Below are 11,320 nucleotides of genomic sequence, written 5' to 3'. Positions count from 1 at the left end.
CCCCGGAGGTCTCGTGACGCGGGCGTGGGACACCGCCCGGCGCGGCCGCGAGGCGCGCCTCGCGCGCGCCCGCCCCATCGGCGGCGCCGCCGGGCGCTGGGTCGAGCCCGAGCGCGTGACGCCGCTCCTCGAGGCGATCCTCGAGCCGGGCGACCGCGTCTGCCTGGAGGGCGACAACCAGAAGCAGGCCGACTTCCTGGCGCGCGCCCTCGCGTGCGCCGACCCCGCCCGCGTCCACGACCTGCACCTCGTCATGTCGGTGCTCGCGCTGCCCGAGCACGTCGAGCTCTTCGAGCGCGGCCTCGCCCGGCGCCTGGACTTCTCCTTCTCGGGCCCGCAGGGGACGCGCCTCGCCCACCTGGTCGCCGCCGGGCGGATCGAGATCGGCGCCATCCACACCTACCTCGAGCTCTACGCGCGCTACTTCGTGGACCTCACGCCGCGCGTCGCGCTCGTCGCGGCGATCGCCGCCGATCGCGAGGGCAACCTCTACACCGGTCCCAACACCGAGGACACGCCGGCCATCGTCGAGGCGACCGCCTTCAAGGACGGGATCGTCGTCGCCCAGGTGGACGAGCGGGTGGAGCGGCTCCCGCGGGTGGACATCCCGGCCGGCTGGGTGGACTTCGTCACCGTCGCGCCGGCGCCGAGCGCGATCGAGCCGCTCTTCACCCGCGATCCGGCGCAGATCGGCGAGGTGCAGGTCCTCATGGCCATGATGGTCGTGAAGGGGATCTACGCCGAGTACGGGGTGGAGCGGCTCAACCACGGGATCGGCTTCGACTCGGCGGCCATCGAGCTCATCCTCCCCACCTACGCCGAGCGGCTGGGCCTGCGCGGCAGGATCTGCCGGCACTGGGCGCTCAACCCCCATCCGACGCTCATCCCCGCCATCGAGGCCGGGTTCGTCGAGTCCATCCACGCCTTCGGCTCCGAGCTCGGCATGGAGCGGTACGTCTCGGAGCGGCCGGACGTGTTCTTCACCGGGCGCGACGGGAGCCTCCGCTCGAACCGCGCCTTCTCGCAGACCGCCGGCCACTACGCCTGCGATCTCTTCATCGGCTCGACGCTCCAGATGGACCTCGCCGGGAACAGCTCCACCGCCACGACGAGCCGCATCACCGGGTTCGGGGGCGCGCCGAACATGGGCGCCGACGCGCGCGGCCGCCGGCACGCGAGCGCGGCGTGGCTCCGCGCGGGCCGGGAGGCGCAGGCGGATCCCACCGTCATGCCGCGCGGGCGAAAGCTCGTCGTCCAGCTCCTCGAGACGTTCCGCGAGCACATGGAGCCGGCGTTCGTGGAGCGGCTCGACGCCTGGAAGCTCGCCGAGACGATGGGCATGGAGCTGCCGCCGGTGATGATCTACGGGGACGACGTGACCCACGTGGTGACGGAGGAGGGGATCGCGAACCTGCTCCTGTGCCGCACGCCGGAGGAGCGCGCGGAGGCGATCCGCGGCGTCGCCGGCTACACGCCGGTCGGGCGCGCGCGCTCGCGGCGCGCCGTCGAGGCGCTGCGCGGCCGGGGCGTCATCCGGCGCCCCGAGGACCTCGGCGTCGACAAGCGGGAGGCGACGCGCGACCTGCTCGCCGCGCGCAGCGTGAAGGACCTCGTGCGCTGGTCCGGCGGGCTCTACGACCCGCCCGCCCGCTTCCGGAGCTGGTGAGGGGAGGACGGCATGGAGCGCCTCGCGTTCGAGCTCGAGTCGGCGGGGCCGCCGGCGCCCCGCGCGCCGCCGGTGGTCGTCGGCGTCGTCGCGTCCGGCAACCTCGAGGTACTCGTCGAGCCGGCCGAGCTCGATGGGCGCTGCCGCGTCGAGATCGCCACCTCCGCGCACGGCTTCGGCGAGATCTGGGACGCCGTGCTGCGGGACTTCGCCGCCCGGAACGCGGTGGCCGGGCTCGCGCTGTCAGTGAACGACGCGGGGGCGACCCCCGCGGTGGTGAGCCTCCGGCTCGACCAGGCCGTCGAGGAGTACCTGGGGCAGCGGCCATGACGCTTCCTGACGGCGGCCACCCCCCGGCGCAGAAGAGCTACCGCGAGGCGACGGCGCGGCGCAGGCTCGCGGGGATCCTCGACCCGGGCAGCTTCACGGAGCTCCTCGGCCCCTCCGAGCGCGTGACGAGCCCGCACCTCGCCTCCCTCGGCCTGTCGGTCGCGTTCGACGACGGCGTCGTGGTCGGGGAGGGTCGCCTCGGGGGCAGCGCGGTGCTCGCCGCGAGCCAGGAGGGCGGGTTCATGGGCGGCGCCGTCGGGGAGGTGCACGGCGCGAAGCTCGTCGGGCTCCTCCGCCGCGCCGAGCGGGAGCGCCCGGCGGGCGTGCTCCTCCTCCTCGACTCGGGCGGCGTGCGGCTGCAGGAGGCGAACGCCGGGCTCGTGGCCGTCTCGGAGATCATGCGCGCGCTGCTCAGCGCGCGCGCGGCCGGCGTGCCGGTGGTCGGCCTCATCGGCGGCGGCTGGGGCTGCTTCGGCGGGATGGGGATCGTGGCGCGCTGCTGCGACGGGCTCGCCATGAGCGAGGAGGGGAGGCTCGGGATCTCCGGGCCGGACGTCATCGAGGCGACGAAGGGCGTGGAGGAGCTCGACGCCGCGGATCGCGCGCTCGTCTGGCGCACCTACGGCGGCAAGCACCGCTACCTGCTCGGCGAGGCGGATCTCATCGTCGAGGACGACCTCGCCGCCTTCCGCGCCGCCGCCGCGGAGCTCCTCGCCCGCCCGCGGCCGCTCGACCTGGACTCGCTCGCGCGCGAGCACGAGCGGCTCGCGCGGCGGCTCGCGGACTTCGGCGGCTGCGGCGACGCGGCGGAGGTCTGGCAGCTCGCGGCCGCGCCGGAGCCCGAGCGCCTCCCGCTCCTCGACGCGGACGCGTTCCGGCGAACGGTCGCGCCGGCGCGCAGGGGGGAGCCGTGACCCCCGCGCTCGGCGCCCTCCTCGGCGCGCTCTTCCCCGCCGGGCACGCCGTGCGCGAGGAGGACGGCATCGTCCGCGGCGCCGCGCGCACGGCGGCCGGCGACGTCGCGGTGCTCGGCAGCGCGGGTGGGGCGGAGGTCGGCGTCGAGGCGGCGCTCGCCCTCGCGGGCGAGGTCCTCCGCGTCGTGCGGGAGCACCCGGGGCGACCCATCGTCGTCCTCGTGGACACCCGCGGCCAGCGGATGACCCGCCGCGACGAGGTGCTCGGCCTCAACGGCTACCTCGGCCACCTCGCCGCCTGCGTCGAGCTCGCGCGCCGCCGCGGGCACCGGCTCGTCGCGGTGGTGAGCGGCGACGCGGTGAGCGGCGGGGTGCTCCCGCTCGGCTTCATGGCGGACGCGATCCACGCGGTGGAGGGCGCGCACCCGTGGGTGATGAGCCTGCCGGCGATGGCGCGCGTGACGAAGCTCCCGCTCGAGCGACTCGAGGAGCTGTCGCGGAGCTCGGCGGTGCTCGCGCCGGGCCTCGACGGCTTCGTCCGGCTCGGGGCCCTCGAGCCGGCCTGGGAGCCGCCGCTCTCCGAGCGGCTCGCGGCCGCGCTCTCGCGCCCGGTCGGCCCGGACCGGCGCGCGGAGCTCGGCCTCGAGCGGGGAGGGCGGCTCCTCGCCGCCGCGGTGGCGAGGCGGGTGAGCGGAGAGGATGCGGATGAGCCCTGACGGACTCCCCGCCCGGCACGACCGGGTCTGGCTGCGCCCGGCGTGGCGGGACGCGGTGCGCGGGGAGCTGGAGCCGCCCGCGCTGGACGCGCTCGAGGACTGGTTCGGCCGGCGGCTCCCCGCCGTCGCCTGCCGGCGCGGGGCGTCCTGCGGCGACGCGATCGCGCTCGGCGTCGCGCTCCCCGCCTCGGCGGCGGGCGAGAAGCGCCGGATGGCCCTCCTCGTGGACCCGCGCGCCGTCGAGCGGATCGGCCCGCCTCTGTCGCTCCGGGAGGCCGCCGCGAGCGCGCCCGCTGCGTGGCAGGAGCGGCTCGGCGCGCTCGACCGCGCCGCACGCGACGCGGGCCTGCTCCTGCGCGTGTACGGCTCGCTCGCCTGGCAGCACCTCTCCGGCCGGCGATACGTGACGGAGCGCTCCGACGTGGACCTCCTCGTCGAGCCCGGCACCCACGGCGAGCTCGGCTCGGCGCTCGCGCTCCTGCGCGGCCACGGCGACGGGATCCCGCGGCTCGACGGGGAGGTGCTGCTCCCCGGCGGGCGGGCCGTCGCATGGCGAGAGCTCGCCACCGGCGCTCCCCGGGTCCTCGTGAAGTCCGGGACGTCGGTCGCGCTCGAGCCGGCGCGGACGCTCCTCGGGCCGCCCGGGGCCTCGGACGGGGGCGGGCCGTGGGTGTGACGAGGGCCTCCCCACGACTTCCGGTCGCGAGCCTCCCCGCGGCGAGCCTCGCGTACGTGATCGGCGAGGCCGCCGTCGCGGCGCTGCACGAGGAGCTCGAGGCCGAGCCGAAGCCTGGCCTCGTCACGCCACGGGATCGCGGCGCGCACCGCGACATGGACGCGCGGACCTTCCGCGCGAGCATCGCGGCGCTGCGCGGCTACTTCCACGCGGTCGCGCGCGGCGGGATGGAGGGCGCCTCGCTCGCCGCGCTCCGCCCGCTCGCGATCGACGCGGAGGCGCGCATGCTCCACGCGACCCGCGGCGTGAACACCCACCGCGGCGCGATCTTCTCGCTCGGCCTCCTCGCCGCCGCCGCCGGCCGGCTCGCGGCCGCCCGAGCGGCGTTCGTCCCCGCCGCGCTCCGCGATGCCCTGCGCCGCCACTACGGGGCGGCGATCGCGCGCGAGCTGCCCGCCGCCTCGACGAGCCACGGGGCCATCGTGGGGCGGCGCCACGGCGTCGGCGGCGCGCGGGCGGAGGCGGCGGCAGGCTTCCCGCACCTGTTCGACGTGGCGCTGCCGGCTCTCCGCTCGAGCCTGCACCGCGGCGCGCCGCGAGCGGCCGCGGCCGTCCAGTGCCTGCTCTCCGCGATCGCGGTCCTCCCCGACACGAACCTCCTCTACCGCGGCGGAGCGGCCGGGCTCGCCTTCGCGCGGGCGGCGGCGCAGGTGTTCCTCGCCAGGGGCGGCGTGCACCGGCGAGGCTGGGAGGAGCACGCGCGCGCGCTCCACCGCGCGTTCGTCGCGCGGGATCTCTCGCCCGGCGGCAGCGCCGACCTGCTCGCCGCCGCGCTCTTCGTCGAGCGGCTCGGCGCGCTCGACCTGCCGCGGGACGGCGCGGGATGACCGGGAGGGCCGGCCTCGCGGTGCTCTGCCCCGGCCAGGGGCACCAGCACCCGGCCATGTTCGACCTCGCCGTCGCGAGCCCGCGCGGCGCGGAGGTCGTCGCCGCCGCGCGCGCGGTGCTCGGCGAGGACCCCGTGGCGCGCGCGCGGAGCGGCGGGCCCGACCTGTTCGCGAACGCGATCGCGCAGCCGCTCCTGTGCGCCGCCGAGCTCGCGACCTGGGCGGCGCTCCGCGAGGCGCTGCCGCCCGCGCGCGTCGTCGCCGGCTACAGCCTCGGGGAGCTCGCCGCGTACGGCTGCGCGGGCGCGCTCTCCCCCGGGGACACCGTGGCGCTCGCAGCGCGTCGGGCGGCGCTCATGGACGCCGCCTCGCCGGCCGGCGGCGGCCTCGTCGCGCTCCGGGGCCTCGCGCTCGCCCGCGCCGAGGCGCTCGCGGGGGAGGTCGGCGCGGAGCTCGCCATCGCCATCGCGCCGGATCACTGCGTGGTCGGCGGCGCCGCGGGTCCGCTCGCGGAGCTCGAGCGGCGCGCGCGCGGCCTGGGCGCCACGACCGTCCAGCGGCTCCCCGTGGACGTCCCCGCCCACACGCACCTCCTCGACGCGGCCGTCGAGCCGTTCGCGGCCGCGCTCGCGCGCTCGGGGCTCCGCGATCCCCCCATCCCGGTGCTGGCGGGCATCACCGGCGCCCCGGCGCGGACCCGGGCGGCAGCGGTGACGGCGCTCTCCCTGCAGCTCGCGCGTCGCGTCGAGTGGGGCCGCTGCCTCGCGACCGCCGCCGAGCTGGGCTGCTCGATCTTCCTCGAGCTCGGGCCGGGCAACGCCCTCGCGCGCATGGCGGGCGAGGCGATCCCCGGCGCGCGTGCCCGGTCGGTGGCGGACTTCCGCTCGCTCGACGGCGTCGTCCGCTGGGTGGAGGCGAGCGGCGGGCGGAGGTAGCGTGAGCCGCTCGACGGCCCGCCCACCTCGGCGGGGTCCTTCACGATGAGCGCGACGTAGTCGCCGGCGTGGACACCCCCGCGCTGGCCATGCGCTGGCGGACCCGCCGCTCCACGATGTGGGATCGAGGGTGCTGGAGGGGGACCCCGGACCGTTCGCGGATCGAGGCGAGGATCGACTCGACCTCGGCGCTCATCGGCGGTGGCTCGAACCGGGCGAGGGAAGGGTCGTCGAACGTCGGGAGGCTCCATGCCCATCGGCTCGCGCACGGGGGCAGCACTCTTGCTCGCGGCGGCCGTCGCGGGGACGGCCTGCGGGGGTGGCGATGGCGCCGGATCCGGCGCCCCGGCAGGCCCCATCCCCGTGAAGGTGATGACGTGGAACGTCCTCCACGGCGGCGCGTTCGACCAGGTCCTCTCGGAGCCGGGCGATCTCCCCGCGACCTTCGACGCCATATGGGCCGGGATGGAGGCGAGCGATCCGGTCGCGCGGATGCGGAAGGTCGCCGCGGAGATCGCCCTCGCGAGGCCGGATCTGGTCGGGTTGCAGGAGGCGGCGCTGTGGCGCTCGGAGCCGCGCGACGGCGGCGCTCCGGTGGAGTACGACCTCGTCGGGCTCGTCCTCGCGGAGCTCCGCGCGCGCGGCGCGCCCTACGAGGTCGCGGCGATCCAGTCGTCGGTGGACTCGGCGCTGCCGGGCGGGCGCGCGACGTACCGCATCGCCGACCGCGTCGCGGTGCTCGCGCGCGCGGGGCTCGCCGTCTCGAACCCGCGCGGCGGGCTCTACGCGACGCGGCTGCCGCTCCCGGTGAAGCTCCCGGGCGGCGGCGCCTTCGGCGCGCCGCGCGCCTGGACGAGCGCGGACGTCGCGCTCGACGGGCGGCGCTTCCGCTTCCTCTCCACGCACCTCGAGACCGTCGAGGCGGTGTCGGCGGGCCAGGCCGCGGAGCTCGTGGACCTCGCCGGCGCCGAGCTCCCGGTGGTCGTGGTGGGGGACATGAACTCGGCGCCGGGGGACGCCGCGTACGAGCTCCTCGTGAGCGGCGCGGCGGGCTTCCGCGATGCGTGGGAGGCCGGCGAGGGGGCGGGCCTCACCTGCTGCCGCGACTCGCTCACGGATCCGGCCGCCGGCGTGACGCGGCGGGTCGACCTCGTGCTGCAGCGCCGCTTCACCGCGCGCTCGGCCGCGCTCGCCGGCGCGGAGGCGGCGAGCTTCGAGGGCAGCCGCTGGCCGTCGGACCACATCGGAGTGGTCGCCGAGCTCGAGCTGCCTTGACGTCCACGCAAGCGAACGTTTCCGGCGCCCGTGACATGCCGGAGACACTCCGCCCTTACCTCCCCGGCTCCCCCTCTACGAGGAGCCGCGATGCCCCTGTACCCCGAACTGTTCCGCTCGCTGGAGCGCGCCCGCTGGAGCCTGGCGGAGGACGTGCCGTGGGACCGCTTCGACCCGGCGGCCCTCACCGACGAGCAGGCGCTCACGGTGAAGCAGAACGCCATCACCGAGTGGTCCGCGCTGCCCGCGACGGAGATGTTCCTCCGCGACAACCGCCACGACAGCGACTTCTCGGCGTTCATGTCGATCTGGTTCTACGAGGAGCAGAAGCACGCCCTCGTGCTCATGGAGTACCTGCGGCGCTTCCGCCCGGAGCTCCTCCCCACCGAAGACGAGCTCCACGCCGTGCGCTTCGAGTTCGATCCGGCGCCGCCGCTCGAGACGCTCATGCTGCACTTCTGCGGCGAGGTGCGCCTCACGCAGTGGTACCGGCGCGCGGCGGAGTGGCACGACGAGCCGGTGATCCGCCACGTCTACGGCCTCGTCTCCGAGGACGAGGCGCGCCACGCCGGCGCGTACCTCAAGTACATGCGCCGCGCGCTCGAGCGCGACGGGGAGACGGCGCGCGCGGCGTTCGCGAAGATCGGCGTCCTCATGGCGAGCGGCGGGCGGGGCGGCAAGCCGCTGCACCCGACGAACCTGCACGTGAACCGCTCGCTCTTCCCGAACGACACCGTCCAGAGCCGCCTGCCGGACCCGGGCTGGCTGGAGCGCTGGCTCGACGACCAGATCCGGTTCGACGCGGAGTGCGAGCAGCGCGTCGTGCGCGCGATCCTCCGCAGCCTCTCCGCGCTGTTCGGCGAGACGTTCGACTCTGTCCGCGATCTCAACCGCTTCCGGAAGGCGGGGCGCGCCGAGGCGGCGGAGCCCCGGGCGACGCCCTGAGCGGCAGGTCATGATCCGGAATCAGCGCGAAAGCGAGCGCGCCGGGGCGGGGGCGCTCAGCGGGCGTGGCGCGGATGGTCATGTTCCCGCCCTGCTCGCCTCAGGGGCCGACCGCCCGGAGGGCCGCACGCCGATGGACCGGCGTATGGATGCGCACATCGGACTCGGGCATCGACGAGGTGGGATCGCGCTGTCCGGGCACGGTTCCGAGCGGCCCAGCCGGAGTGGCGGGTGCAGGCGAGCGTGTCCACCGAGAGCGTCCTGCCGTGGCGCTCGCGCCCGCGCGCGGAGGCGAGCCGCCGGAAGCGGTGCAGGCGCCTGCGGCTTAGTTCACTGAAAGTAACCACTATCGCCAGAGGCAGCGCCGGTCGGGGTGCGCGCCGAGCCGTCGGACGGAGCACCCGCAGCGCCGGTGCCCGACGCGATCCCGACAGACGGCGCGTTCCCGGCAAGCCTGAGCCGATGGCGGCGGCGTCCCCGGAGGCGACCTCCACGATCCCGGCGATAGTGCGCCGCGCGGTGTGGAAGCACGACGGCGGGCGCTGCGCCTGGGTCGGTCCGGACGGGCGCCGCTGCAACAGCCGCTGGAAGCTCGAGCTCGACCACATCCGCCCCGTGGCGCTCGGCGGACCCTCGACGATCGACAATCTTCGGCTCGCCTGCCGAGCTCATAACCTGCTTCACGCCGAGAGGACCTTCGGACGCGAGCACATGGAGCGCTTCCGCCGCGACCGGGGCGCCGGACCGACGCAGGAACGCGCTGGCGGGGCGCCTCCGCGTCCCATCGTGCAGCTGGGGATGTGGGCGCCGTGAGCCTTGACGGTCGGCACGACTGCGCCCCCACCCCGCGCGCCGACGGCGCCTCGCGGCCACGGAGGCGCGGAAGCGACAGCGCTCTAGCCGCCGTCGGGCGAGCGTTGCGGCGCCGCGCCACCGCCAAGCTTCCGAACCCGTGACCCAGGCCCCCGCGGTCAACGCTCGCCGCCCGCATACGCTCGTACGACTCCGAAGGGCGCGTTCCCGGGCCGCGCGTGCTCACCCGGTCGATGCACCAACCGCCCCGCGCGCCGGGCCGCTCGTCAAACGGAAACCGCGGGCACGGTCGGCAGCCTCAGGACGTGATGAATGATGAGGCTGCGCCCCCGCGTGGATCGTGATCTCGAGCCGGTGGATTCGCGTCTCCACCATCCCCGCGGGATCGAGCTCGGCCTCCTTCCACCCGTCGACGTGGCTGTTGCCGATGTAGTGGAAGACGCCCCGGTCGAGCGCGCCGGTGGTCGGCGTGTGCCAGTCCGGGTTCCCGGCCTCGAGGACCTCGGCGCGGACGACGCGCTCGGCGCCCGGCGCGAGCTCCAGTCGCACGATGCGCGGCGTGCCGAGCCCGTTCTGGACGGCGACGAGCGTCCGTCCCACGGCGGACAGCCCGTCGATCCCTCCGAGCGGGAAGCCGGCCGGACCGGCGAGGCGGCGGGGCGCGCCGCCGGCGACCGGGACGTCCCACAGCCCGAACGCGTCCGCCACGAGGAGCCGCCCCTCCGCGAAGGCGATCCCGTTCGCGTAGGCGAACGTGCCCGCGGGGACGACCGGCGCGAGCGCCGCCGCGTCCGGGTCGAGGCGGTACACCGCGCCCGCTTCGCTGTCCGTGACGATCACCGCGCCGTCGTCGGCGATCGCGAGGTCGTTGAGCAGGTGCCCCGCCCCGTCGATCGTGGCGGCCCGCCTCGGCGCCCCGCTTGCGAGGTCGAACGCGTAGACGCCCGAGCGGGAGCCCGCCCTCGCGCCGCCGTCCGGCGCGTCGCCGTGGTTGGCGGCGGCCCAGAGGAGCCCGCGGCGCGAGTCGACCTTCAGCCCGAGCACGCGCCCGAGCCCGCCCGCCGCGGCCGGGACCACGTCCGTCGCCGTGCCACCTGGGGCGACGCGCACGATCTTCCGCAGGCGGATGCTCCCGACGTAGAGCGTCCCGTCCCGCGGATCGACGGCGATCCCCTCCGCGACGAGGCCGCGCTCGGGGAGCCTGATCGCGACGGCTGCGTGGGCCGTCGCCGGCGCGCGGGCCGCGATCCGCGCCGCGATCGCCCGGAACTCCTCGCGCTCGGCGAGCCCGGGGAAGTCGCGGCCGTCGAGGGGGATGTCCCAGCCGCGCGCGTCGAGCGCGCGGAGCGTCTCGAGCGCGCCGTCGGCATCGCCGCGGCGGCTCTGCATCCACGCGCGCAGGTAGAGGCGGCCCGCATCGTCGGCGCCGGGCGCTGGCTCCGGCCGTGCCTGGACGGGCTCCTCGCGCGCCGCGACGCGCGCGGGCGGCGCGCCCGTGCGGCAGGCGATGGCGAGGAGCGAGACGAGCGGGAGGAGCAGGGCGCTGCGGGAGGACGCGGACACGGGCACCTCGGGTTCGGCGAGGGGGGCCCTGGAATGAGTCGCCCGCGGGCGGAATGTGACGCTGCGAGAAGGGGGTATGCGCCTACAGGAACTCGCAGAGGTAGGCGGCCGGCGCGAGCGCCTTCACGTCGAACCCGCTCTTCGCCGGGACCTCGAACGTCGTCCCGGCCGGGAACGGGCGGAAGGCCGCGTCGCCCGGCAGCTTCGCCCAGAGCTCGCCGGACACCACCGTCATCCGCTCCGCGGCGTCGGTGCCGAAGTGGAACTCGCCCGTGTCCACGGCGCCGACCGTGTGGCGCCGCCCGTTCCGCTCGAACCCGACACTCTGGACGCCGCCGTCGAAGTACGCGTTGTGCTTGAGCATGGCCGGAGTCTAAAGCACGGGCGCGGCCGCGCGTTCAAGGGCGAGCGGCCCTGCGGCGCGGCGGCGGGCCCGTGCCCGCCTCGGCCGCTACCGGCGCCGCTTCTGGCCGCCCCGGCCCCCGCTCCAGGAGCCCACGAGGCGGGGCTTCCCGCCGGAGCCCGAGCCCGCGTCGCTCGCGCTCGCGCCGCCCGCGTGCTGCGAGCGGGACGCGCCCGACCGCTGCGCGCGGCCGCCCT

12 protein-coding genes are annotated in these 11,320 nt (G+C 76.5%); 10 read left to right on the top strand and 2 right to left on the bottom strand.

The features are described from left to right. From mdcA to MNY62_RS24570, 10 genes are all read left to right on the top strand, one after another. Positions 1–1,666: malonate decarboxylase subunit alpha (mdcA, locus tag MNY62_RS24615; protein WP_242346976.1), on the top strand; the 1,666-nt coding region annotated here is incomplete at its 5' end. Between the two features lie 12 nt (positions 1,667–1,678). Continuing rightward, a complete protein-coding gene (gene mdcC / locus MNY62_RS24610) occupies positions 1,679–1,996 on the top strand; it encodes a malonate decarboxylase acyl carrier protein (RefSeq protein WP_242346975.1) in 318 nt (105 codons plus the stop codon). Then, on the top strand, positions 1,993–2,910 hold the full coding sequence (locus MNY62_RS24605; RefSeq protein ID WP_242346974.1) for a biotin-independent malonate decarboxylase subunit beta: 918 nt from the start codon (positions 1,993–1,995) through the stop codon (positions 2,908–2,910). Before mdcC ends, MNY62_RS24605 begins: the two co-directional genes overlap by 4 nt. Next, positions 2,907–3,626, top strand: coding sequence for a biotin-independent malonate decarboxylase subunit gamma (locus MNY62_RS24600; protein ID WP_242346973.1), 720 nt, complete (start codon positions 2,907–2,909; stop codon positions 3,624–3,626). The genes MNY62_RS24605 and MNY62_RS24600 overlap by 4 nt, the downstream gene beginning before the upstream one ends. Next, positions 3,616–4,302, top strand: a complete 687-nt coding sequence (mdcG, locus tag MNY62_RS24595) for a malonate decarboxylase holo-[acyl-carrier-protein] synthase (RefSeq protein WP_242346972.1) — start codon at positions 3,616–3,618, stop codon at positions 4,300–4,302. The genes MNY62_RS24600 and mdcG overlap by 11 nt, the downstream gene beginning before the upstream one ends. Positions 4,303–4,358: 56 nt before the next feature. Continuing rightward, the gene (mdcB, locus tag MNY62_RS24590; RefSeq protein ID WP_242346971.1) at positions 4,359–5,189 is read left to right on the top strand and encodes a triphosphoribosyl-dephospho-CoA synthase MdcB; all 831 of its coding nucleotides are present in this window, start codon (positions 4,359–4,361) and stop codon (positions 5,187–5,189) included. Further along, complete coding sequence (locus tag MNY62_RS24585; protein WP_242346970.1) at positions 5,186–6,124, top strand: ACP S-malonyltransferase; 939 nt, start codon at positions 5,186–5,188, stop codon at positions 6,122–6,124. The genes mdcB and MNY62_RS24585 overlap by 4 nt, the downstream gene beginning before the upstream one ends. A 249-nt stretch (positions 6,125–6,373) precedes the next feature. Next, on the top strand, positions 6,374–7,399 hold the full coding sequence (locus MNY62_RS24580; protein WP_242346969.1) for an endonuclease/exonuclease/phosphatase family protein: 1,026 nt from the start codon (positions 6,374–6,376) through the stop codon (positions 7,397–7,399). Between the two features lie 90 nt (positions 7,400–7,489). Beyond that, a complete protein-coding gene (locus MNY62_RS24575) occupies positions 7,490–8,344 on the top strand; it encodes an acyl-ACP desaturase (protein ID WP_242346968.1) in 855 nt (284 codons plus the stop codon). 462 nt (positions 8,345–8,806) lie between these two features. After that, on the top strand, positions 8,807–9,157 hold the full coding sequence (locus tag MNY62_RS24570; protein ID WP_408629107.1) for an HNH endonuclease: 351 nt from the start codon (positions 8,807–8,809) through the stop codon (positions 9,155–9,157). A 222-nt stretch (positions 9,158–9,379) separates the two neighbouring features. Here the strand turns inward: MNY62_RS24570 and MNY62_RS24565 are convergent, their stop codons facing one another. Together MNY62_RS24565 and ppnP are read right to left on the bottom strand one after the other, a co-directional pair. Continuing rightward, the gene (locus MNY62_RS24565) at positions 9,380–10,720 is read right to left on the bottom strand and encodes an SMP-30/gluconolactonase/LRE family protein (RefSeq protein ID WP_242346967.1); all 1,341 of its coding nucleotides are present in this window, start codon (positions 10,718–10,720) and stop codon (positions 9,380–9,382) included. Positions 10,721–10,802: 82 nt separating this feature from the next. Continuing rightward, the gene (gene ppnP / locus MNY62_RS24560) at positions 10,803–11,084 is read right to left on the bottom strand and encodes a pyrimidine/purine nucleoside phosphorylase (protein WP_242346966.1); all 282 of its coding nucleotides are present in this window, start codon (positions 11,082–11,084) and stop codon (positions 10,803–10,805) included. Positions 11,085–11,320: the final 236 nt, after the last annotated feature.

This window comes from Anaeromyxobacter terrae (assembly GCF_022690685.1).
In the GTDB taxonomy this organism is placed as follows: domain Bacteria; phylum Myxococcota; class Myxococcia; order Myxococcales; family Anaeromyxobacteraceae; genus Anaeromyxobacter; species Anaeromyxobacter terrae.
Note: the sequence above shows the minus strand (reverse complement) of the source record. Positions and strands in the feature narration are given on the sequence as shown.

Excerpts from the sequence above, each read along its gene's own strand:
- MNY62_RS24570 (WP_408629107.1), top strand. The coding sequence starts at position 8,807 with ATGGCGGCGGCGTCCCCGGAGGCGACCTCCACGATCCCGGCGATAGTG.
- mdcC (WP_242346975.1), top strand. The coding sequence starts at position 1,679 with ATGGAGCGCCTCGCGTTCGAGCTCGAGTCGGCGGGGCCGCCGGCGCCC.
- ppnP (WP_242346966.1), bottom strand. The coding sequence starts at position 11,084 with ATGCTCAAGCACAACGCGTACTTCGACGGCGGCGTCCAGAGTGTCGGG.
- MNY62_RS24580 (WP_242346969.1), top strand. The coding sequence starts at position 6,374 with ATGCCCATCGGCTCGCGCACGGGGGCAGCACTCTTGCTCGCGGCGGCC.
- MNY62_RS24585 (WP_242346970.1), top strand. The coding sequence starts at position 5,186 with ATGACCGGGAGGGCCGGCCTCGCGGTGCTCTGCCCCGGCCAGGGGCAC.
- mdcG (WP_242346972.1), top strand. The coding sequence starts at position 3,616 with ATGAGCCCTGACGGACTCCCCGCCCGGCACGACCGGGTCTGGCTGCGC.
- MNY62_RS24605 (WP_242346974.1), top strand. The coding sequence starts at position 1,993 with ATGACGCTTCCTGACGGCGGCCACCCCCCGGCGCAGAAGAGCTACCGC.
- MNY62_RS24575 (WP_242346968.1), top strand. The coding sequence starts at position 7,490 with ATGCCCCTGTACCCCGAACTGTTCCGCTCGCTGGAGCGCGCCCGCTGG.